This is a genomic window from Streptomyces sp. NPDC059003 (assembly GCF_042740445.1).
Taxonomy (GTDB): domain Bacteria; phylum Actinomycetota; class Actinomycetes; order Streptomycetales; family Streptomycetaceae; genus Streptomyces.
This window is the reverse complement of the sequence record NZ_JBHYJH010000134.1, coordinates 1-21,032: the sequence shown is the minus strand read 5'-3', so window position 1 is coordinate 21,032 and position 21,032 is coordinate 1. Positions and strand designations below refer to the sequence as shown.

Here is a 21,032-nt window from a genome sequence, read left to right as displayed (position 1 = left end):
CGCCTGCCGCCTGCCGCCTGCCGCCTGCCGCCTGCCGCCTGCCGCCTGCCAAGCCCGCCCGCCCGTTTCTACCCTCCGGTGGGGCGACGCAGGTGTATGGGTGGGCGGGCGGGATGATGCCGCCGCGGTAGCGGCGGGGCGGGGGCGTATGCGGCACCGGGGGGACGGCCGTCACCACCGGCGGTGCGGCGGGGGCTGGGGTAACGGGTGGGCGGGTGGGAGCAGCCACCGCGGAGCGGTGGCGAGACGGCTGCCGCACGCCCACCGGAAATGCCGCACGCCCACCGGAAAAGGCGCGGAGCCAACCGCCGGGGCCGGGATACCCTCAGAGCCTCATGAACGGAACACTCGTCGCCAAGCGACTCGCCGCCGCCCACGGCGACCGCCCCCTCTTCGAGGGCCTGGACCTCGTCGTCGCCCCGGGCGACGTCATCGGACTCGTCGGCGCCAACGGCGCCGGAAAGTCGACCCTGCTCCGCCTCCTCGCGGGCCTGGACACCCCAGAATCCGGCCAGGTCACCTCGTCACCCCCGACGGCGTCCGTCGGACACCTGCCCCAGGAACCGGACCGCCGCCCCGGCGAGACGATCCACGCGTTCCTGGCCCGCCGCACCGGCGTCACCGCCGCCCAGCAAGCCATGGACGAAGCGACGGAGGGCCTGGTCGCAGGCGCCCCGGGCGCCGACGAGGCGTACGCGACGAGCCTGGAGCGCTGGCTGGCGCTCGGCGGCGCGGACCTGGACGAGCGCGCGGCCGAGGTCGCGGAGTCCCTGGGCCTCGGCGTGGCCCTCGACCAGGAGATGACCTCGCTCTCCGGCGGCCAGGCGGCCCGCGCGGGCCTGGCCTCGCTCCTGCTCTCCCGCTACGACGTGTTCCTGCTCGACGAGCCCACCAACGACCTCGACCTGGCGGGCCTCGAACGCCTGGAGGCGTTCGTACGCGGCCTGCGCGCGGGCACGGTCGTCGTGAGCCACGACCGCGAGTTCCTGTCCCGCACCGTCACCAAGGTCCTCGAACTCGACCTGGCCCAGCAGCAGATCAACCTCTACGGCGGCGGCTACGACGCGTACCTGGAGGAGCGCGAGGTCGCCCGCCGCCACGCCCGCGAGGAGTACGACGAGTACGCCGACAAGCGGGCCGCGCTGCAGGACCGGGCCCAGACGCAGCGCGCGTGGATGGACAAGGGCGTGAAGAACGCCCGCCGCAAGGCCACCGACAACGACAAGATCGGCCGCAAGTTCCGCAGCGAGGCCAGCGAGAAGCAGGCCGCCAAGGCCCGCCAGACGCAGCGGATGCTGGAGCGCCTCGACCGGGACGCCGTGGAGGAGCCGCGCAAGGAGTGGGAGCTGCGGATGGAGATCGCCGCCGCGCCGCGCTCCGGCGCGGTGGTCGCCACGCTGCGCGACGCGGCCGTGCGACGCGGCACCTTCACGCTCGGCCCGGTGAACCTCCAGGTCGACTGGGCCGACCGCGTCGCCATCACCGGCGCGAACGGCTCGGGCAAGACGACGCTGCTCGGCGCGCTGCTCGGCCGCGTCCCCGTGGACGAGGGGCACGCGGCGCTCGGCTCCGGCGTGGTCGTCGGCGAGGTCGACCAGGCGCGCGCCCTGTTCCACGGCGAACAGTCGCTCCTGGACGCGTTCCGCGCGGCCGTGCCCGACACCGAGCCTGCCGAAGTCCGCACGCTGCTCGCCAAGTTCGGCCTGAAGGCCGACCACGTGCTGCGCCCGGCCGCGACCCTGTCACCGGGCGAGCGCACCCGCGCCGCCCTGGCGCTGCTCCAGGGCAGCGGGGTGAACCTGCTGGTCCTCGACGAGCCGACGAACCACCTCGACCTGCCCGCCATCGAGCAGTTGGAGTCCGCGCTCGACTCCTACACGGGCACGCTGCTCCTGGTCACGCACGACCGCCGCATGCTCGACGCCGTGCGCGTCACCCGCCGCCTGGAGGTGGCGGAAGGCAAGGTGACCGAGCTGTCACCCTGACCTCCGCCGCTCCGCCTAGCGCCTAGCGTCTAGCGCCGGTTCGGGTCGACCAGACCGGCGCGGCGCAGCGCCTCGGCCATCGCGTCGTTCGCGGGCGGCGGCGCCTGCCGCTGGCCGCCGCGGTTGCCCCGGCCCTGCTGACCGCCACCGCCCCGGCCCTGCTGAGTGCCGCCCCGGCCCTGCTGGCCACCGCGGCCCTGCTGGCCACCGCGGCCCTGCTGGCCACCCTTGCCCTGACGGGCGCCCCCGCCCTCCCTGCGCTGCTGCGGCGGGCGCCCGCCGCGCCGACCCCCGCCGTCCGTGGCGGCGTCGCCCGCGACGGCCTCGTCGTCCAGCCTCAGCGTCAGCGAGATCCGCTTGCGCGCCCCGTCGACGTCGAGGACCTTCACCTTGACGATGTCGCCCGGCTTCACCACGTCCCGCGGGTCCTTGACGAACGTCTTGGACATCGCGGACACGTGCACGAGACCGTCCTGGTGCACGCCGACGTCCACGAAGGCGCCGAACGCGGCGACGTTCGTCACGACGCCCTCGAGGACCATCCCCGGCGTCAGGTCGGAGATCTTCTCGACACCCTCCTTGAACGTCGCCGTCTTGAAGGCGGGACGCGGGTCGCGGCCGGGCTTCTCCAGCTCCTTGAGGATGTCCGTGACGGTCGGCAGGCCGAAGGTGTCGTCGACGAAGTCGGCGGGCTTCAGGGCGCGCAGCGTCGCCGTGCTGCCGATCAGGGACGGGACGTCGACACCGGCCGACTGCACCATGCGGCGCACGACCGGGTAGGCCTCGGGGTGCACGCTGGAGGCGTCGAGCGGATCGTCGCCGCCGCGGATGCGCAGGAAGCCCGCGCACTGCTCGTACGCCTTCGGGCCGAGCCGGGGCACGTCCTTGAGGCCCTTGCGGCTGCGGAACGGGCCGTTCGCGTCGCGGTGCGCCACGATGTTCTCGGCGAGGCCGGAGCCGATGCCGGAGACGCGGGCGAGCAGCGGCGCCGATGCCGTGTTCACGTCCACGCCCACGCCGTTCACACAGTCCTCCACGACCGCGTCGAGCGAGCGGGACAGCTTCACCTCGGACAGGTCGTGCTGGTACTGACCGACGCCGATGGACTTCGGGTCGATCTTCACCAGCTCGGCGAGCGGGTCCTGTAGGCGGCGCGCGATCGACACGGCGCCGCGCAGCGACACGTCCAGGTCGGGCAGTTCCTGGGAGGCGAACGCCGAGGCCGAGTACACCGAGGCGCCGGCTTCCGACACCATCACCTTCGTGAGCTTCAGCTCCGGGTGCTTGGCGATCAGCTCGGCGGCGAGCTTGTCGGTCTCGCGGGACGCCGTGCCGTTGCCGATCGCGATCAGGTCGACCGCGTGCTCCTGGGCCAGGCGGGCCAGCTTGGCGAGGGACTCGTCCCATCGGTTCGCCGGGACGTGCGGGTGGATCGTGTCCGTCGCGACGACCTTGCCGGTGGCGTCGACCACGGCGACCTTCACGCCCGTGCGGAAGCCGGGGTCGAGGCCGAGCGTCGCGCGCGTGCCCGCGGGGGCCGCGAGCAGCAGGTCGCGCAGGTTCGAAGCGAAGACCCGCACCGCCTCGTCCTCCGCGGCCGTCCGCAGCCGCAGCCTGAGGTCGATGCCCAGGTGCACCAGGATGCGGGTGCGCCAGGCCCAGCGGACCGTGTCCGCGAGCCACTTGTCGGCGGGGCGCCCGCGGTCGGTGATCCCGAAGCGCTGGGCGACCGTCCCCTCGTACGAAGAAGGACCGTCCGTGGGCTCCTCCGGCTCCAGGACCAGGTCCAGGACGTCCTCCTTCTCGCCGCGCAGCAGGGCGAGGACGCGGTGCGAGGGCAGCTCCGTGAACGGCTCGGCGAAGTCGAAGTAGTCGGCGAACTTCGCGCCCGCCTCCTCCTTGCCCTCGCGGACCTTCGCGGCGACGCGCCCGCGCACCCACATGCGCTCGCGCAGCTCGCCGATCAGGTCGGCGTCCTCGGAGAACCGCTCGGTGAGGATCGCGCGGGCACCGTCGAGGGCGGCCTGCGGGTCCGCGACGCCCTTGTCGGCGTCGACGAACGCGGCGGCCGCCGCGAGCGGCTCCACCGTCGGGTCGCCGAGCAGCCCGTCCGCGAGCGGCTCCAGGCCCGCCTCGCGGGCGATCTGCGCCTTGGTGCGCCGCTTCGGCTTGTACGGCAGGTAGATGTCCTCGAGCCGGGCCTTGGTGTCGGCCGCGCGGATGGCGGCCGCCAGCTCGTCGGTCAGCTTGCCCTGCTCGCGCACCGATTCGAGGATGGCGGTCCGCCGCTCCTCGAGCTCGCGCAGATAGCGCAGCCGCTCCTCGAGCGTGCGCAGCTGCGCGTCGTCGAGCATCTCGGTCGCCTCTTTGCGGTAGCGCGCGATGAAGGGCACCGTCGACCCGCCGTCGAGCAGGTCCACGGCGGCCTTCACCTGCCGCTCCCGTACGCCGAGTTCCTCGGCGATCCTGCTTTCGATGGACGCTGGGGTGGACGTCGTCACAGGTGCCACGTTCCGGTACCGCCTTCTCACTGAGGTTGCCCGGCAATTGTGGCAGGTGGCACCGACAACGGGGGTCAGACCCTGCGACCCCGTCCGCCCCGTCGCCCGGAACGGGACGCTCCGCCGAAGAGCCGGGCCAGCGCCCGGAACGGCAGCGTGACCACGGTGGCGAGCGCCGAGCCGATCTGTCGCAGAACATCCGCGATCGCACGGAACACGTGGATTCTCCCTTCGCCTCCCGACCCGCGATGGAGGGGGTGGCGAAGGGCCGGGGCCGCACGGGTACCTCGGGAGGCGCGCGGCATGCGCGGCCGCGGGTCGCGAGAGCGCCGCGCGGCCGCCGGTCACGAGCGGGGCGGGCCCCCGGCCGGGGTTACGCCTTGCCGAGCAGGTCCGCCGGGAACGCCCCCGCCTGCATCGCCGTCGAGGCGAACGCCGTGCCGAGCTCCGTGAGCCGCTCCACGCCGTCGGCGCCCAGATGCGCGTACGGGGCCCGGTCGAGGCGGTCGGTGTGCTCCTCGACCCGCTGCCGCAGCGCGACGCCCGCCTCGGTCAACTCGCCCTCGGCGTCCAGGAGTCCGCGCTCCTGGAGCCGCGCCACCGCCGCGTCCCAGTCCTCCTGCGCCCAGCCGCGCGTGGCGAGGTTCCGCCGGGGCGTCATGCCCCTGCCCGTCGCGGTGTGGCTCACCAGCGCTTCCACGGCGTCGAGTTCGGCGTCCAGGAGCGCGGTCAGGTGTCCGTCGCCGCGGTGCTCGCGCAGCAGGGTCGCGGCGTGCCAGTACGCGAGGTGCGGCTCGTCCGGCACGGGCAGGTCGGCGTGGGCGGCGTACAGGGGGCGCGCGCTGGGCGTGCACGCCTCCGTGGCGCGCAGCGCGAGCCGCGCGGCCTCGGCCATCTCCGGAGAGGTGACGGCCGCGTCGCCGAGCAGCCGCCGCAGCGTCGTGTCGACGGCGCGCAGACGTGCCGCGAGGATGTCCTCGGGGGCGGCGATCCGCCAGATCGCGGGCACGTGCTGCGCGACGGTCTCGGGCCGGTAGCTGAAGAACGTCGCGGTCACGGTCCCGGCGCCGACGGCCCCGAGGGCGGCGGCGCGCGCGGCGAAGTTGACGGCCCTGGGGTGCGTGATCCCCAGGGCGCCCAGCTCCCGCCCCAGGTCGGGCGCGAAGTAGTGGGTGGAGTGGAGGGCGTTGAGCACGCTGTGACAGCGCCGTCCCGCGCGCGGGTGCAGCCCCGCACCGGGTGCCGGTGAGGTCGTGGGAGAGGTCATGCCCGTACGCTACCGACTGGTTGGTATGACGTGAAGGGCGGGCCCGGGACCACGTACCGGCACCGGCCGGATGGCAGGAAAGGTGGGCTCCCCGTCATTGCGGCCGCCCCCGCCTGCCCGAAGAATCAAGGGCATGGCGCAGCGAACCGTCCTCGTCGTCCTCTTCGACGGCGTGCAGAGCCTCGATGTCACCGGACCCGTGGAGGTGTTCGGCGGCGCGAACCACCCCCAGCACGGCCACGACACCGCGTACTGGGTGCACACCGCGTCCCTCGACGGCGCCCCCGTACGCACCTCCAGCGGCCTCACCCTGGTCCCGGACTCCGCCCTGGCGGACGCCCCCGCGCCCCACACCCTGCTGGTCCCGGGCGGCGCGGGCACCCGCCCCGGGAACCCCGAGACCGAAGGCGTGGTCGCCTGGCTGCGCACCCACGCCCCGCGCGTGGAGCGCCTGGTCTCCGTGTGCACCGGAGCGATCCTGCTCGCGGGGGCGGGCCTGCTCGACGGCCGCCGCGCGACCACCCACTGGGCGTACTGCGACACGCTCGCCCGCGACCACCCGGCCGTCGAGGTCGACCCGGACCCCATCTACGTACGCGACGGAAACGTGGCCACCTCGGCGGGCGTCACCGCGGGCATCGACCTAGCGCTCGCCCTCGTCGAGGAGGACCTGGGCCGCGACGTGGCCCTCACCATCGCCCGCTACCTGGTCGTGTTCCTGCGCAGGCCGGGCAACCAGGCGCAGTTCAGCGCGCAGCTGTCCGCGCAGACGGCGACCCGTGAGCCGCTGCGCGAGGTCCAGCAGTGGATCACCGAGCACCCCGACGGCGACCTCTCCGTCGACAGCCTCGCCGCCCGCGCCCGGCTCTCGCCCCGCCACTTCGCCCGCGCCTTCCAGGCGGAGACCGGGACGACGCCGGGCAAGTACGTCGAGCGCGTCCGCGTCGAGCACGCGCGCCGCCTCCTGGAGGACACGGCGCGCGGCGTCGAGGAGGTCTCGCGCGCCTGCGGGTACGGCACTCCGGAGGCCATGCGCCGCGCGTTCGTCAAGGCGCTCGGCACGGCCCCCGCCGAGTACCGCCGCCGCTTCCACGGCCCGCCACCCGCACCCCGTACCCATCCCACCACCAAGGAGCCCGCATGCAGATAGCCATCGCCCTGTACGAGCGCTTCACCGCCCTCGACGCCATCGGCCCCTACCAGACGCTCGGCGGCATCGAGGGCGCGGAGGTCGTCTTCGTGGCCGAGCGCACCGGGCCCGTGCGCGACGACAGCGGACGGCTCGCGCTCGTCGCCGACAAGACCTTCGCCGAGGTGCCGAGCCCGGACGTCGTGGTCGTCCCCGGCGGCCCCGGCCAGAGCGACCAGATGGAGAACGAGGCGCTGCTCGGCTGGCTGCGCACCGCCGACGCCACCAGCACCTGGACGACGTCCGTGTGCACGGGATCCCTGGCCCTCGCCGCCGCCGGACTCCTCGAGGGCCGCCGCGCGACCTCCCACTGGCTCGCCCTCGGCGAGCTGGAGAAGCTCGGCGTGCGCTCGACGGGGGAGCGGGTGGTCTTTGACGGCAAGTACGTCACGGCGGCCGGGGTGTCCTCCGGCATCGACATGGGCCTCGCCCTCGTCGGCAGGATCGCGGGCGACGAGCGCGCCCAGGCGATCCAGCTGATCACCGAGTACGACCCGCAGCCGCCCTACGACGCGGGTTCGCCCGAGAAGGCGCCCGCCCACCTCGTCGAGATGTTCCGCGACAAGAGCCGGTTCAGCTCCGCTCAGGGGGCGTAGCGGCCGCGGCGGTCCAGGTGAAGCGCGGCTGCCTGCGCTCCAGGAAGGCGGCGACACCCTCGGGGGTGTCGCCGCTTTCGCGCTGCTGCCGCGCCCAGTGCGCGTCCCGGTCGGTGCGGCCCGACGCGAACTCCTTGGCCGCCGCCTGCGTCAGGAGCGAGCGCGACGCCAGCACACGCGTGAACTCCTTGACGCGCGCGTCCAGATCGCCGGCGGGCAGCACCTCGTCCACGAGCCCCGTGCGCAGCGCCCGCTCCGCGTCGATCGACTCGCCCGAGAACAGCAGGTACTTGGCCGTCGAAGGGCCGGCGAGCGCCACGAGACGGCGCGTGGTCGACGCCGGATAGACGATGCCCAGCTTCGCGGGCGTGACCGCGAACGAGGCGCCCTCGTCGGCGAACCGCAGATCGCAGGCCGCCGCCAGCTGACACCCGCCGCCCACGCAGTACCCGCGCACGGCCGCGAGCGTCGGCTTGGGGAAGGCGGCGAGGGCGTCCTCGGCGCGCACCGCGAGCTCCTGGGCGAGCCCCGGCTCCGTACGCAGCGAGGAGATGTCGGCGCCCGCGCAGAACGTGTCGCCCGCCCCGGTCAGCACGAGCGCCCGCACCGCCGGATCCGCGGCGAGCGCGTCGAGCAGCGGCGGCAGGCCCCGCCACATGTCCGTGGTCATGGCGTTGCGCTTGGCCGGGTGATCGATCACGACGGTGGCGACGCCGTCCGCGACGGCCTGCCTCAGCTGCGGCTCCATGCGCCGGATGCTATCCGCACCCCCCGAACGTACGATCAAGAAGGGGCGGCTTCGCGCAGCGTACGGAGGCGCTCATGTTCGGACGCAAACCCTCCCGGGGCCGGGCGGCCCAGGAGCCCGACTCCACCGGCACCGCGGACCCGGGTGCCCTGCGCCGCAGCTTCGGCTGGCTGGCGCTGCTCGGCGCGATCCTGGCCGTGGCGGGCCTCGTCGGCCTCGTCTACGCGGGTGTCGCCACGCTCACCTCGATGCTCCTGTTCGGCTGGCTGCTCCTCGTCGGCGGCATCGTGGCGCTGCTGCACGCCGTGCAGTCGCGGGGCACGAACTTCTTCTGGCTCGGCGTGGTGGTGGCCGCGCTGAACCTCGCGGCGGGCGTCGTCGTCATCCGCAGGCCGGACGTCGCGGCGGAGGCGCTGACGATGTTCGCGGCGCTGCTCTTCCTCACCGGGGGCGTGTTCCGGCTCGTCGGCAGCCTGGTGGTGCGCGGCCCGCAGATGGCCGTGACGCTCCTTCAGGGCGCCTTCGGGGTGCTCCTCGGCGTCCTCGTGCTCGCCGAGTGGCCGAGCAGCAGCCAGTACGTCATCGGCTGCTTCTTCTCGCTCGCGCTGCTCTTCGACGGCCTCGGCCTGCTCGCGACGGGCATCGGCGCCCGGCGCATCATCAGCCTCGTCTCGGACCGCACGGGCGGGGAACGGGCCCCGGACGGCCGGGCCCAGGACGGGCAAGAAGCCCTACAACCTGAAGAACCCGGTAAGGCGGCACAACCGAGCCAGGAGCAGTCGCACAACTGACGCCGTCATACGACGTCGATCAAATCCCGTCGATAGTCGCTGACTTCTGGTCAGTAGCGCGGTACGGACCAGCGCGTTCCCACACTCGACGTGTGGTGACAATCGAGCGCGAGGGCGGGGACCGGGCGATGGAGAACGACGGGAGGGGGCCGGGCCCACTCCCTCGGGGCGGCGGGCAGGTGCCGTACGAGGGCGTGTGGCGGTTCACCGCCCCCGCCGTCGACGCCTCGGTGCCGCAGGCGCGGCACGCGGTGCGCGACCTCCTCGCGCGCCAGGGCGTCCCGGCGCCGGACGACCTCGTGCAGGGCCTGCTGCTCATCGTCTCCGAGCTCGTCACCAACGCGGTGCGGCACGCGGCGCTCCTGTCGCCGACGCTCGCCGTGGAGGTCGCGGTCGGCGCCGAGTGGGTGCGCGTGTCCGTCGAGGACAACCACCCCTACCGCCCCACCGCCCTGGTGGCCGACCACGGCCAGACCGGCGGGCGCGGACTGCTGCTCGTCCGGGAGATCACCCGCGAGGCGGGCGGCGCGTGCGACGTCGAGCACACGGCGAGCGGGGGCAAGGTCATCTGGGCGGCCCTGCCCCTGAAGCCCACGCTCGCCTAGGACCGGGCGCGCTGCCCGCCCGTGGCAGGGGCTACCAGCCCGTGCCCGGTCCCGTCAGCTCCTTGATCGCCGGACGCGCCGCGTCGAGGACGGTCATGAACCACGCCGAGAACGGGTCCTTCTCGTGCCGCTCGGCCAGCTCCGGCGCCGTCACGAACGCCGTCGCGCCGACCTCCTCCGGGTCCGGGCGCAGCTCGGCCTGCACCAGGCCGACGAACAGGTGGTTGAACTCCTGCTCCACCAGGCCCGACTCCGGGTCCGGGTGGTTGTAGCGCACCGTGCCCGCCTCGGCGAGCAGCGACGGCGAGACGCCGAGCTCCTCGAAGGTGCGCCGGGCGGCCGCGGCGAACGGCGCCTCGCCCGGATAGGGGTGCCCGCAGCAGGTGTTGGACCAGACGCCGGGGGAGTGGTACTTGCCGAGCGCGCGCTGCTGGAGCAGCAGCCGCCCCTGCTCGTCGAAGAGGAAGACGGAGAACGCCCGGTGCAGCTGCCCGGGGGCCTGATGGGCGGCGAGCTTCTCCGCCGTGCCGATGGTCCTGCCGTCCTCGTCGACGAGCTCGAGCATGATTGTCTCTCCGGTGCCGTTCGACGAGCTGTGCGCCGCGGTGGCAGGTGTGATCGGCATACCCATCCTTCGCTTCGGTCTCGGTTTCCCAAGTCTGCCGTACGACCCGGACTCGCCCGGCACTCCGGGGGCCCCGCATGTCCCGTCCGCGTCGGGTGCGGACGGGACACGCGGAGAGGGCCGGGTCAGACGCCGAACGCCGCCGGATAGGCGATCGTGCCCCGCGGCACGGGCCCGGAACCGCCGGGGCCGTCGGGGCCGTCGAGGACGAGCGCCATCATCGCCTCGTCCGGTACGTCGAAACTTGGCCGGATCCCGTACCGCGAGGCCGGGACGAAGCCGAACCGCGGGTAGTAGTCGGGATGGCCGAGGACGAGAACCAGACGCTCACCACGGGCGCGCGCGCCGTTCAGGGCGGCGCGCACGACGGCCGAACCCGCTCCCGTGCGCTGGTACTCCGGGAGCACGGCCACGGGCGCCAGGCACAGCGCCGGTGCCCCGTCGACCTGGCAGCGGGTGATGAGGGCGTGCGCCACGATCTCCCCGCCCGCGCTGTCGTCGCCCGGGGTGTCGCCGTCCGCGCCGCCGGGAGCCTCGGCGACGTACGACAGGCCGTCGAGCCACGCGTCCGGGTCCACGCGCAGCGCGTCCACCAGGTCGGCCTCCGCCTCGGTGGGGAAGGCCGCGGCGTTCACGGCGTGCACGCCCGCGCGGTCGGCGCCGGACGCTGCCTCGGGGCGGGTGCGCCAGGAGTCGCCCGCGGGGCGCAGGACGTACCCGGTGTAGCCGTACTCCGCCCCGTGGTCGCGCCGCATCGCGAGTTCCTCGCGGGTGGCGGCGAGCGCCTCGGCCATGCCGGGCTCCTGCGGGTCGGCCGCGTCGGCGCGGGCCCGCAGCGGGGCGTAGTACTCGTCCCAGTCGGACTCCGGCTGCGGGACCGTGCCGAGCACGGAGTACCCGGCCGCGAGCGCGGCGCGCGTGTTCCGCTCGCCGGTGCGCAGCGCGTAGTGCCGGTCCCAGAAGGCCTGTGCGGCCTCGGAGGGGGCTTCGGTCGTCCACTCGCACTCGGTGAGCACGAGGGTGCCGCCGGGCGCGAGCAGTCGGCGCCAGGAGCGCAGGGCGGTGTCGAAGCCGATGGCATAGGCCGAGCTCTCGGCCCAGACGAGGTCGAACGACCCGTCCGGATACGGCAGTTCGGCCATGTCGGCGGCCGCGGTGTGGAGGGAGTCGGCGAGCCCGCGGGCCTGCGCGGCCGTGCGGAGCTCGTCGAGGAACGGCTCGTGCAGATCGACGGCCGTCACCTCGGCGCCCGCCTCCGCGGCGAGCAGCAGCGCGGAGCGGCCGGGGCCGCAGCCCAGGTCGAGGACGCGCGGACGGCGCGGCAGCTCACCGACGAGGGCGAGCAGCCGGCGGGTGGTGGCGTCGGAGCCGGGGCCCTGCCGGGGAAGGCCGTGGTGCAGGGCGAAGAAGGCGTTGGTGATCGCGTTCTGGATGTCGTGCTGAGTCAACGGAGAACCCTTGAGTGTGAGGGCCCGGCCGCCGTGACGGAACGTACGGAACGTAGGCGAAAGCCGTACGGAACGTGCTGAAAGGACGGTCAGCCGTGGGCCCGGGAAGTGGGGATGCACGCGTCGCTGCGCAGGGCAGCGCGAACCGCGACAGTCATCAACCCACCTCCTTCTCCGTCGTCAAAGTCATTGGCCACGGTAGCACGGTCAGTGACAGGCGGCACGGTCGGTGACGGGCGGCACGGTCAGTGGCAGAGCCGCGGCTCGTGCTGTGCGTGGCCGCCCGGCTCCAGCTGGAACGTGCAGTGCTCGACGTCGAAGTGGTCGCCCAGGCAGCCCTGGAGCTCGTGCAGCATCTTCTCGTGGCCGATGGCGCTCAGCGCCTCGGAGCTCACCACGACGTGCGCGGACAGGACCGGCATGCCCGAGGTGATGGTCCAGGCGTGCAGGTCGTGGACGTCCTCGACGCCGGGCAGGGCCAGGATGTGGGCGCGCACCTCGGCCATGTCGACGCCCTTGGGGGCCGATTCGAGCAGGACGTTCAGGGTCTCGCGGAGCAGCTTCCAGGTGCGCGGGACGATCATGAGTCCGATCACGAGGGAGGCGATCGGGTCGGCCGCCTGCCAGCCGGTGAGCAGGATCAGGGCGGCCGAGACGAGCACCGCGACCGAGCCGAGCGCGTCCGCGAGCACTTCGAGGAAGGCGCCGCGCACATTGAGGCTGTCCTTCTGGCCGCGCATCAGGAGCGAGAGCGAGACCAGGTTCGCGACCAGGCCGATCAGGCCGAAAATGATCGTCAGGCCGCCCTCGGTCTCGGACGGCGTGATGAACCGCTCGATCGCCTCGTACAGGACGTAGCCGCCGACGCCGAAGAGCAGCAGACAGTTGGCGAGCGCGGCGAGGATCTCGGCGCGGGCGTAGCCGAAGGTCCGGTTCTCGCTCGCCGGGCGGTTCGCGAAGTGGATCGCGAGCAGGGCCATGCCGAGGCCGAGCGCGTCCGTGGCCATGTGCGTCGCGTCCGCGATCAGTGCGAGCGAATCCGCGACGATGCCGCCGACGATCTCGACCACCATCACGGTGATCGTGATCGTCAGCGCGATGCGCAGCCTGCCCTTGTACGCGGATGTGGCGGTGCCGCCCGCGGGCGGTGCGTGGCCGTGGTCGTGTCCAGCCCCCATGGCGCGGGTCCTCCGTGTCGATGGTCGTCGGTCGTCTCCGTGGTCGCGATCACAGTCAACTACGGGTGGGGGGTATATGCAAGATGCTTCTGAACACCGTTGTCATATGCTCTGACCTGCGAAAATGAAGAGAGTGACGATGCGCAGGTCAGAGCGCCGACGCGACGGCTCCGGCCGCCCGCCGGGCTAGCCGCGCCGGGCCTCCGGGTGGCGCAGGCACCAGCCCGCCCACGCCGACTCCACCATCTCGCGCACCCCGCGCCGGGCCGTGAAGCCGAGCTCCTTGGCGGCCAGGCGCGCGTCCGCCACGGCGCGCGGGGCGTCCCCCGGGCGGCGCGGCTCGAGGACGGGGGCGCGCCGGTCCCCGGTGACCTCGCCGATGACGGTGAGGAGTTCGCGTACGGAAACACCTTCGCCGCGGCCGATGTTCACCGTCAGATCGGTGCCGGGCGCGGCCGGGCGGCGCGCGGCGGCGAGATGGGCCTCGGCGAGGTCGCTCACGTGGATGTAGTCACGCACGCAGGTGCCGTCGGGCGTCGGGTGGTCGGTGCCGAAGACGCGCGGCGCCTCGTCACGCGTGAGCCGGTCGAAGACCATCGGGATCACGTTGAAGGTCCCGGTGTCGGCGAGCTCGGGGCGCTCGGCACCGGCCACGTTGAAGTAGCGCAGACACGTCGTCGTGATCCCGTGCGCCCGCCCCGCCGCCCGCACCAGCCACTCGCCGGCCAGCTTCGTCTCGCCGTACGGACTGACCGGCGCGCACGGGGTGTCCTCGGAGACCAGGGCGTCCGGCGCGTCGGCGAGCGGCGGATTGCCGTACACCGCCGCCGACGAGGAAAAGACGAACCGGTCGATCCCGGCCTCGGCCACCGCTTCGAGCAGCGTCACCAGGCCCCCGACGTTCTCCCGGTAGTAGCGCAGCGGCTGCTCCACCGACTCCCCGACCTGCTTGCGCGCCGCCAGGTGCACCACCCCCGTCACCGCGTGCTCGGTGAACACGCGCCGTACCAGGTCCCCGTCGAGCGAAGAGCCCCGTACGAGAGGAATGTCCGGCGACAGCCGTTCCGGCACCCCGGACGACACGTCGTCCAGAACGACGACCGGCTCACCCGCACCGGCCAGGGCCCGTGTCACGTGTGCCCCGATATATCCCGCTCCACCTGTGATCAGCCATGTCATGGGCGTCCACCTTAGGCGGGCTTGGGCGATTGGAGCCCCCGCGGTTTGTGGCCGCGGGCCGCCATCGACCATGATGATCGTGGCGCCCGAAGCCCACGCAGACCGCGCTGATCGGAGCGTGAACGGGCGGTGAACGCCCGCTTCCATTCATCCGATAGCCTCTGCCGACATGCCGCCCGGCCGCGCCGAGACGCCTAGCCGGGGGTCCCCCCGTCACGCACGTGCCCGCGCGAGCCGCGCCGGGAATCAAGGAGTGAGTTCGTCTGTCGACCGCCATCCTCACCGGCCGGCCGGTGCCCGGTTCGCCGCTCGAAGGCGATCTGCGGTCCCTGGGCTTCGACGTGCGGACCGCCCTGGACGCGGCCGACGCCGAGGCCCTGGCGCGTGCCGTCCCCGCCGACCAGCGCGTCGCCGTCGTCGACACCCGCTTCGTGGGCCATGTCCACGCGCTGCGCCTCGGCCTCACCGACCCGCGCTTCGCCGCGTCCGCCGTGCCCGGCGCGGTCGCCGTCAAGCCCGAGGCGCGCGGAGCCCTGACGCGCGCGCTGCGCACGGCAGTTGGGACGGGCGGCACGACCGCCGTCGCCGTCGGGCCCGACAAGATCGCCGCCGCCATCGAGGCCGACGGCGCCGACGTGCACCGGCCCGAGCTCGGCACGCTCGTCGCCGTCGTGCCGGACGACCCCGAGGCCCGCAACACCGCGCGGCAGGCCGTCGCCTCCGTCGACGACGAGGCCGTACGCCTGAAGAGCGCGGTCAAGGCGCGCGACGGGTTCTTCACCACCTACTGCATCAGCCCGTACTCCCGCTACATCGCGCGCTGGTGCGCGCGCCGCGGGCTCACCCCGAACCAGGTCACCACGGCCTCGCTCCTCGTCGCGCTGATCGCGGCGGGCTGCGCGGCCACCGGCACCCGCGGCGGCTTCGTCGCGGCCGGCTTCCTGCTCCTGTTCTCCTTCGTCCTCGACTGCACCGACGGCCAGCTCGCGCGCTACTCCCTGCAGTACTCGACGCTCGGCGCCTGGCTCGACGCGACCTTCGACCGGGCCAAGGAGTACGCGTACTACGCGGGCCTCGCGCTCGGCGCGGCCCGCGGCGGTGGCAGTGACGACGTATGGGCGCTCGCGCTCGGCGCGATGATCCTGCAGACCTGCCGCCACGTCGTGGACTTCTCGTTCAACGAGGCCAACCACGACGCGACCGCCAACACCAGCCCCACCGCCGCCCTCTCCGACAAGCTCGACAGCCGCGGCTGGACGGTGTGGGCGCGCCGGATGATCGTCCTGCCCATCGGGGAGCGCTGGGCCCTGATCGCGGTCCTGACCGCGCTCACCACCCCGCGCATCACGTTCGTCGTGCTCCTGATCGGCTGCGGGCTCGCCGCCTGCTACACCACCGCGGGCCGCGTCCTGCGCTCCCTGACCCGCAAGGCGAAGCGCACGGACCGGGCGGCCACCGCCCTGGCCGACCTCGCCGACACCGGGCCGATGGCCGCCGCGTTCGCCGCGCTCAAGGGCGTCCCCGTGCTCGCCCCGGCCCTCGCCTTCATCGGCGGCGCCGTCGTCGTCTGCACCGCCGCCTTCGCCCCGTACGGCAGCCCGTGGCCCGTCATCGGCGCCGCCGTGTACGTGATCACCTCCGGCCTCGCCGTCGCGCGCCCCCTCAAGGGCGCCCTCGACTGGCTGGTTCCGCCGTTCTTCCGCGCCGCCGAGTACGGCACCGTTCTGGTACTGGCGGCCAAAGCGGACGTGAACGGAGCCCTTCCCGCGGCTTTCGGCCTGGTGGCCGCGGTCGCCTACCATCACTACGACACCGTGTACCGCATTCGCGGTGTCGTTGCGCCCCCGCGCTGGCTGGTGCGGGCGATCGGCGGGCACGACGGCAGGACGTTCGTGGTCACGGTGGCCGCGGCCCTGCTGACAAACACAGATTTCACCGTCGCGCTCACGGCGCTCGCCGTGGCCGTGGCCCTTGTGGTGCTCGTCGAGAGCATCCGCTTCTGGGTGACCGCGCACAACCGTGGCGCACCCGCCGTACACGATGAAGGAGAACCCGCATGATCGGCCTCGTCCTGGCCGCCGGCGCCGGCCGGCGTCTGCGCCCCTACACCGAAACGCTGCCGAAGGCGCTGGTGCCCGTGGTGGGCGAGGGAACCGAGAACGAGCTGGCCGTCCTCGACCTCACCCTGAAGAACTTCGCCGAGATCGGCCTGACCGAGGTCGCGATCATCGTCGGCTACCGCAAGGAGGCCGTCTACGACCGCAAGGCCGCCCTCGAGGCGAAGTACGGCCTGAAGCTCACCCTGATCGACAACGACAAGGCCGAGGAGTGGAACAACGCCTACTCCCTGTGGTGCGGCCGTGACGCCATCAAGCACAGCGTGATCCTCGCCAACGGCGACACCGTGCACCCGGTCTCCGTCGAGAAGACGCTGCTCGCCGCCCGCGGCGACGGCAAGAAGATCATCCTCGCCCTCGACACGGTGAAGAACCTCGCCGACGAGGAGATGAAGGTCATCGTGGACCCCGAGAAGGGCGTCCAGCGGATCACCAAGCTGATGGACCCGGCCGAGGCCACCGGCGAGTACATCGGCGTCACGCTCATCGAGGGCGAGGCCGCCGACGAGCTCGCGGACGCCCTGAAGACCACCTTCGAGCGCGACCCCGACCTGTACTACGAGGACGGCTACCAGGAGCTCGTCAACCGCGGCTTCAAGGTCGACGTCGCGCCCATCGGCGACGTCAAGTGGGTCGAGATCGACAACCACGACGACCTCGCCAAGGGACGTGAGATCGCGTGCCAGTACTGACGAGGCTCATCCCCTCGCCGGTCGTCGTCGACATCCGGGCGGGGGCGCTCAACGATCTGGCGAGCGTCCTCGCCGACCAGCGGATCTGCTCCGCGACCGGCAAGCTGGCCGTCGCCATCAGCGGCGGCTCGGGCGCGGTGCTCCGTGAGCGCCTCGCCCCCTCGCTGCCGAACGCCGAGTGGTTCGAGGTCGGCGGCGGCACGCTCGACGACGCGATCAAGCTCGCCGACGCCCTGAAGAAGGGCCGCTACGACGCGCTCGTGGGCCTCGGCGGCGGCAAGATCATCGACTGCGCCAAGTTCGCCGCGGCACGCGTGGGCCTGCCCCTGGTCGCCGTCGCGACGAACCTCGCGCACGACGGCCTGTGCTCGCCCGTCGCGACCCTCGACAACGACGCGGGCCGCGGCTCGTACGGCGTGCCGACCCCGATCGCGGTCGTCATCGACCTCGACGTGGTGCGGGAGGCACCGGTCCGCTTCGTGCGCTCCGGCATCGGCGACGCGGTCTCGAACATCTCCTGCATCGCCGACTGGGAGCTCGCCAACCGCGAGACCGGCGAGACGATCGACGGCCTGGCCGCGGCCATGGCCCGGCAGGCGGGCGAGGCGGTCCTGCGCCACCCCGGCGGCGTCGGCGACGACGGCTTCCTCCAAGTGCTCGCCGAGGGCCTGGTCCTCACCGGCATCGCCATGTCCGTCTCGGGCGACTCCCGCCCGGCGTCCGGCGCCTGCCACGAGATCAACCACGCCTTCGACCTGCTGTTCCCCAAGCGGGCGGCGAGCCACGGCGAGCAGGTCGGCCTCGGCGCGGCCTTCGCGATGCACCTGCGCGGCGCCCGCGAGGAGTCCGGCCAGATGGCCGAGGTCCTGCGCCGCCACGGCCTGCCGGTCCTGCCGGAGGAGATCGGCTTCACCGTGGACGAGTTCGTCCAGGTCGTCGAGTACGCGCCGCAGACCCGTCCGGGCCGCTACACGATCCTCGAGCACCTCAGTCTGAACAACGACCAGATCAAGGACGCATACGCCGACTATGCCAAGGCCATCGGTAGCTGAACTCCGGCCCGTCGTTCACCCCGCGGGGGTGAAGGACCGGCGCAGCGGTGAGCACTGGGCGGGACGCCTGTACATGCGAGAGATCTCGCTGCGCTGCGACCGCTACCTGGTGAACACCAGGATCACGCCCAACCAGCTCACCTATCTGATGACCGTCGCCGGCGTCCTTGCCGCCCCGGCGCTGCTCGTACCGGGGATCTGGGGCGCCGTGCTCGGCGTCGTCGCGGTCCAGCTCTACCTGCTGCTCGACTGCGTCGACGGCGAGATCGCCCGCTGGCGCAAGCAGTACTCGATGTCCGGGGTGTACCTGGACCGCGTCGGCGCCTATCTGTGCGACGCCGCGGTCCTGGTCGGCTTCGGCCTGCGCGCCGCCGACCTGTGGGGCTCGGGGCGCATCGACTGGCTGTGGGCCTTCCTCGGCACCCTGGCCGCCCTCGGCGCGATCCTGATCAAGGCCGAGACCGACCTCGTCGGTGTCGCCCGGCACCAGCAGGGCCTGCCGCCGGTCCAGGAGTCGGCGTCCGTGCCGCGCGCGTCCGGGGTGGCCCTGGCCCGCAAGGCCGCCGCCGCGCTGAAGTTCCACCGCCTCATCCTGGGGATCGAGGCGTCCCTGCTGATCCTGGTGATCGCGATCGTGGACGAGGCCAGGGGCGACCTGTTCTTCTCGCGCCTCGGTGTCGCCGTCCTCGCCGGCATCGCGCTCCTGCAGACCCTGCTCCACCTCGTGTCCATCCTCGCGTCGAGCAGGCTGAAGTGAGCACCGTGGCCCAGCACGCGAAGGTCGGCGCGGTCGTCATCACCATGGGCAACCGCCCGCAGGAGCTGCGCGCCCTGCTCGACTCGGTCGCCAAGCAGGAGGGCGACCGGGTCGAGGTGGTGGTCGTCGGCAACGGCGCGCCCGTGCCCGACGTCCCCGCGGGCGTACGCACCGTAGAACTGCCCGAGAACCTGGGCATCCCCGGCGGCCGCAACGTCGGCATCGAGGCCTTCGGCCCCGGCGGCCGCGACGTCGACATCCTGCTGTTCCTCGACGACGACGGCCTCCTGGCGCACACGGACACCGCACGCCTGTGCCGCGAGGCCTTCGCCGCCGACCCCGAGCTCGGCATCATCAGCTTCCGCATCGCGGACCCGGACACGGGCCGGACCCAGCGCCGCCACGTGCCGCGCCTGCGCGCCTCCGACCCGATGCGCTCCTCCCGCGTGACGACGTTCCTCGGCGGCGCCAACGCCGTGCGCACCAAGGTCCTCGAAGAGGTCGGCGGCCTGCCCGACGCCTTCTTCTACGCGCACGAGGAGACCGACCTCGCCTGGCGGGCCCTCGACGCGGGCTGGATGATCGACTACCGCGCGGACATGGTCCTGTTCCACCCGACCACGGCCCCCTCGCGGCACGCGGTCTACCACCGCATGGTCGCCCGCAACCGCGTCTGGCTCGCCCGCCGCAACCTGCCCGCCCTCCTGGTGCCGGTGTACCTGGGCGTGTGGCTGCTCCTGACCCTGGCCCGGCGCCCCTCGCGGCCCGCCCTGAAGGCCTGGTTCGGCGGCTTCAAGGAGGGCTGGACCAGCCCGAGCGGGCCGCGTCGCCCCATGAAGTGGCGTACGGTGTGGCGCCTGACACGACTGGGCCGACCTCCTGTCATCTGACAAGCTCGGGTCTGAGAACATTCGGGCCGTATCCCGGTCGGTGGCACCTACCTACGCCCGACCGGCCGTGCACTTGAAGACGAAAGTTTCCACTCGTGAGTGAGACAACGCAGGACGGTGGAGTCGCGGTGACCGCGCCCCCGTCGCCCGACGACGGGCTTTCCCCCGCCGACCTGGCAGCCAAGTACGGTCTGGCTGTCAGCGGCGCCCGTCCGGGACTTATGGAGTACGTCCGCCAGCTGTGGGGGCGGCGGCACTTCATCCTCGCCTTCTCGCAGGCGAAGCTGACCGCCCAGTACAGCCAGGCCAAGCTCGGTCAGCTCTGGCAGGTGGCGACCCCGCTGCTCAACGCGCTCGTCTACTTCCTGATCTTCGGCCTGATCCTCAAGGCCGACCGCGGCATGTCCCGCGAGGTGTACATCCCGTTCCTGGTCACGGGCGTCTTCGTGTTCACCTTCACGCAGAGCTCGGTGATGGCGGGCGTGCGGGCGATCTCGGGCAACCTGGGCCTCGTGCGGGCTCTGCACTTCCCGCGGGCCTCGCTCCCGATCTCGTTCTCGCTCCAGCAGCTCCAGCAGCTGCTGTTCTCGATGATCGTGCTGTTCCTGGTCGCGATCGGCTTCGGCAGCTATCCGCGCCTGTCCTGGCTCCTGATCGTGCCGGTCCTCGCGCTGCAGTTCCTCTTCAACACCGGCCTCGCCCTCGTCATGGCGCGCCTGGGCAGCAAGACCCCGGACCTGGCCCAGCTGATGCCGTTCGTGATGCGTACGTGGATGTACGCGTCCGGCGTGATGTTCTCCATCCCGGTGATGCTGAAGGACAAGCCGGCGTGGATCGCCGACGTCCTCCAGTGGAACCCGGCGGCCATCTTCATGGACCTGATGCGCTTCGCGCTCATCGACGGCTACGGCTCCGAGAACCTGCCGCCGCACGTCTGGGCGGTCGCCCTCGGCTGGTCCGTGCTCGTCGCCCTGGGCGGCTTCGTCTACTTCTGGAAGGCAGAGGAGCGGTACGGCCGTGGCTGAGGACAAGAACGCGGGCCGGGGGCACCTGCCGACCGTCATCGCGGACGAGCTGCACATCGTGTACCGCGTCAACGGCGGCAGGACGGGCAAGGGCAGTGCGACGGCGGCGCTGAGCCGGATCATCCGGCGGGGCGAGTCGCCGGGTGTGCGCAAGGTGCATGCGGTGCGTGGGGTGAGCTTCACGGCGTACCGGGGTGAGGCGATCGGGTTGATCGGGTCGAACGGCTCGGGCAAGTCGACGCTGCTGCGGGCCATCGCGGGGCTGCTTCCGGCCGAGCGCGGGAAGGTCTACACCGACGGCCAGCCCTCGCTCCTGGGCGTGAACGCGGCTTTGATGAACGATCTGACCGGGGAGCGGAACGTCATACTCGGCGGGCTCGCGATGGG

The 21,032-nt window shown here is 72.8% G+C and carries 20 protein-coding genes; 12 read left to right on the top strand and 8 right to left on the bottom strand.

From position 1 onward, the window contains the following. Positions 1–335: 335 nt before the first annotated feature. Positions 336–1,985, top strand: coding sequence for a ribosomal protection-like ABC-F family protein (gene abc-f / locus ACFWZ5_RS33940; protein ID WP_384795946.1), 1,650 nt, complete (start codon positions 336–338; stop codon positions 1,983–1,985). Between the two features lie 29 nt (positions 1,986–2,014). Here abc-f and ACFWZ5_RS33935 read toward each other — a convergent pair whose 3' ends face one another. From ACFWZ5_RS33935 to ACFWZ5_RS33925, 3 genes are all read right to left on the bottom strand, one after another. Further along, positions 2,015–4,495, bottom strand: coding sequence for a Tex family protein (locus ACFWZ5_RS33935; RefSeq protein WP_384795948.1), 2,481 nt, complete (start codon positions 4,493–4,495; stop codon positions 2,015–2,017). A 65-nt stretch (positions 4,496–4,560) separates the two neighbouring features. Continuing rightward, complete coding sequence (locus ACFWZ5_RS33930) at positions 4,561–4,704, bottom strand: LPFR motif small protein (protein WP_384795950.1); 144 nt, start codon at positions 4,702–4,704, stop codon at positions 4,561–4,563. Positions 4,705–4,859: 155 nt separating this feature from the next. Further along, positions 4,860–5,753 carry a hypothetical protein gene (locus ACFWZ5_RS33925; RefSeq protein ID WP_384795952.1) on the bottom strand — a complete coding sequence of 298 codons (894 nt, stop codon included), beginning with the start codon at positions 5,751–5,753 and terminating at the stop codon, positions 4,860–4,862. A gap of 133 nt (positions 5,754–5,886) precedes the next feature. On the opposite strand from ACFWZ5_RS33925, the gene ACFWZ5_RS33920 reads away from it, so the two are divergent. Both ACFWZ5_RS33920 and ACFWZ5_RS33915 read left to right on the top strand, forming a co-directional pair. Next, positions 5,887–6,903: a GlxA family transcriptional regulator gene (locus tag ACFWZ5_RS33920; RefSeq protein ID WP_384795954.1), complete on the top strand. Its 1,017-nt coding sequence runs from the start codon at positions 5,887–5,889 to the stop codon at positions 6,901–6,903. Then, positions 6,894–7,538 carry a DJ-1/PfpI family protein gene (locus ACFWZ5_RS33915; RefSeq protein ID WP_384795956.1) on the top strand — a complete coding sequence of 215 codons (645 nt, stop codon included), beginning with the start codon at positions 6,894–6,896 and terminating at the stop codon, positions 7,536–7,538. The genes ACFWZ5_RS33920 and ACFWZ5_RS33915 overlap by 10 nt, the downstream gene beginning before the upstream one ends. On the opposite strand, the gene ACFWZ5_RS33910 is transcribed toward ACFWZ5_RS33915, so the two are convergent. After that, positions 7,516–8,286 carry an enoyl-CoA hydratase/isomerase family protein gene (locus tag ACFWZ5_RS33910; RefSeq protein ID WP_384795958.1) on the bottom strand — a complete coding sequence of 257 codons (771 nt, stop codon included), beginning with the start codon at positions 8,284–8,286 and terminating at the stop codon, positions 7,516–7,518. The two genes, ACFWZ5_RS33915 and ACFWZ5_RS33910, sit on opposite strands and share 23 nt — an antisense overlap. 74 nt (positions 8,287–8,360) lie before the next feature. Here ACFWZ5_RS33910 and ACFWZ5_RS33905 point away from each other — a divergent pair, with 74 nt between their 5' ends. Together ACFWZ5_RS33905 and ACFWZ5_RS33900 are read left to right on the top strand one after the other, a co-directional pair. Beyond that, complete coding sequence (locus tag ACFWZ5_RS33905; protein WP_384795960.1) at positions 8,361–9,077, top strand: HdeD family acid-resistance protein; 717 nt, start codon at positions 8,361–8,363, stop codon at positions 9,075–9,077. A 128-nt stretch (positions 9,078–9,205) separates the two neighbouring features. Next, positions 9,206–9,682 (top strand): ATP-binding protein, encoded by a 477-nt coding sequence (locus ACFWZ5_RS33900; protein WP_384795994.1) that lies wholly within the window; start codon positions 9,206–9,208, stop codon positions 9,680–9,682. Positions 9,683–9,713: 31 nt separating this feature from the next. On the opposite strand, the gene idi is transcribed toward ACFWZ5_RS33900, so the two are convergent. From idi to galE, 4 genes are all read right to left on the bottom strand, one after another. Beyond that, on the bottom strand, positions 9,714–10,307 hold the full coding sequence (idi, locus tag ACFWZ5_RS33895) for an isopentenyl-diphosphate Delta-isomerase (protein ID WP_384795962.1): 594 nt from the start codon (positions 10,305–10,307) through the stop codon (positions 9,714–9,716). A 125-nt stretch (positions 10,308–10,432) separates the two neighbouring features. After that, entirely contained in the window at positions 10,433–11,755 is a 1,323-nt protein-coding gene (locus ACFWZ5_RS33890) for a GNAT family N-acetyltransferase (RefSeq protein WP_384795964.1), read from the bottom strand. 245 nt (positions 11,756–12,000) lie between these two features. After that, complete coding sequence (locus ACFWZ5_RS33885; protein WP_384795966.1) at positions 12,001–12,933, bottom strand: cation diffusion facilitator family transporter; 933 nt, start codon at positions 12,931–12,933, stop codon at positions 12,001–12,003. Positions 12,934–13,119: 186 nt separating this feature from the next. Further along, on the bottom strand, positions 13,120–14,112 hold the full coding sequence (gene galE / locus ACFWZ5_RS33880) for a UDP-glucose 4-epimerase GalE (protein ID WP_384795968.1): 993 nt from the start codon (positions 14,110–14,112) through the stop codon (positions 13,120–13,122). Positions 14,113–14,375: 263 nt separating this feature from the next. Here galE and ACFWZ5_RS33875 point away from each other — a divergent pair, with 263 nt between their 5' ends. The 7 genes from ACFWZ5_RS33875 to ACFWZ5_RS33845 form a co-directional block, all read left to right on the top strand. Then, the gene (locus ACFWZ5_RS33875) at positions 14,376–16,172 is read left to right on the top strand and encodes a DUF5941 domain-containing protein (protein ID WP_384795996.1); all 1,797 of its coding nucleotides are present in this window, start codon (positions 14,376–14,378) and stop codon (positions 16,170–16,172) included. Then, positions 16,169–16,921, top strand: coding sequence for a sugar phosphate nucleotidyltransferase (locus tag ACFWZ5_RS33870; protein ID WP_384795970.1), 753 nt, complete (start codon positions 16,169–16,171; stop codon positions 16,919–16,921). The genes ACFWZ5_RS33875 and ACFWZ5_RS33870 overlap by 4 nt, the downstream gene beginning before the upstream one ends. Next, positions 16,909–17,973, top strand: a complete 1,065-nt coding sequence (locus ACFWZ5_RS33865) for an iron-containing alcohol dehydrogenase family protein (protein WP_384795972.1) — start codon at positions 16,909–16,911, stop codon at positions 17,971–17,973. The genes ACFWZ5_RS33870 and ACFWZ5_RS33865 overlap by 13 nt, the downstream gene beginning before the upstream one ends. Continuing rightward, positions 17,951–18,730, top strand: a complete 780-nt coding sequence (locus ACFWZ5_RS33860; protein WP_384795974.1) for a CDP-alcohol phosphatidyltransferase family protein — start codon at positions 17,951–17,953, stop codon at positions 18,728–18,730. Before ACFWZ5_RS33865 ends, ACFWZ5_RS33860 begins: the two co-directional genes overlap by 23 nt. 44 nt (positions 18,731–18,774) lie before the next feature. Next, entirely contained in the window at positions 18,775–19,620 is an 846-nt protein-coding gene (locus ACFWZ5_RS33855) for a glycosyltransferase family 2 protein (RefSeq protein ID WP_384795998.1), read from the top strand. 95 nt (positions 19,621–19,715) lie between these two features. After that, entirely contained in the window at positions 19,716–20,645 is a 930-nt protein-coding gene (locus tag ACFWZ5_RS33850; RefSeq protein WP_384795976.1) for an ABC transporter permease, read from the top strand. Beyond that, positions 20,638–21,032: ATP-binding cassette domain-containing protein (locus ACFWZ5_RS33845; protein ID WP_384891696.1), on the top strand; the 395-nt coding region annotated here is incomplete at its 3' end. The genes ACFWZ5_RS33850 and ACFWZ5_RS33845, both read left to right, overlap by 8 nt.

Excerpts from the sequence above, each read along its gene's own strand:
- ACFWZ5_RS33885 (WP_384795966.1), bottom strand. The coding sequence starts at position 12,933 with ATGGGGGCTGGACACGACCACGGCCACGCACCGCCCGCGGGCGGCACC.
- ACFWZ5_RS33870 (WP_384795970.1), top strand. The coding sequence starts at position 16,169 with ATGATCGGCCTCGTCCTGGCCGCCGGCGCCGGCCGGCGTCTGCGCCCC.
- ACFWZ5_RS33900 (WP_384795994.1), top strand. The coding sequence starts at position 9,206 with ATGGAGAACGACGGGAGGGGGCCGGGCCCACTCCCTCGGGGCGGCGGG.
- ACFWZ5_RS33920 (WP_384795954.1), top strand. The coding sequence starts at position 5,887 with ATGGCGCAGCGAACCGTCCTCGTCGTCCTCTTCGACGGCGTGCAGAGC.
- ACFWZ5_RS33905 (WP_384795960.1), top strand. The coding sequence starts at position 8,361 with ATGTTCGGACGCAAACCCTCCCGGGGCCGGGCGGCCCAGGAGCCCGAC.
- ACFWZ5_RS33925 (WP_384795952.1), bottom strand. The coding sequence starts at position 5,753 with ATGACCTCTCCCACGACCTCACCGGCACCCGGTGCGGGGCTGCACCCG.
- ACFWZ5_RS33860 (WP_384795974.1), top strand. The coding sequence starts at position 17,951 with ATGCCAAGGCCATCGGTAGCTGAACTCCGGCCCGTCGTTCACCCCGCG.
- ACFWZ5_RS33915 (WP_384795956.1), top strand. The coding sequence starts at position 6,894 with ATGCAGATAGCCATCGCCCTGTACGAGCGCTTCACCGCCCTCGACGCC.
- ACFWZ5_RS33855 (WP_384795998.1), top strand. The coding sequence starts at position 18,775 with ATGGGCAACCGCCCGCAGGAGCTGCGCGCCCTGCTCGACTCGGTCGCC.
- idi (WP_384795962.1), bottom strand. The coding sequence starts at position 10,307 with ATGCCGATCACACCTGCCACCGCGGCGCACAGCTCGTCGAACGGCACC.
- ACFWZ5_RS33910 (WP_384795958.1), bottom strand. The coding sequence starts at position 8,286 with ATGGAGCCGCAGCTGAGGCAGGCCGTCGCGGACGGCGTCGCCACCGTC.
- abc-f (WP_384795946.1), top strand. The coding sequence starts at position 336 with ATGAACGGAACACTCGTCGCCAAGCGACTCGCCGCCGCCCACGGCGAC.
- galE (WP_384795968.1), bottom strand. The coding sequence starts at position 14,112 with ATGACATGGCTGATCACAGGTGGAGCGGGATATATCGGGGCACACGTG.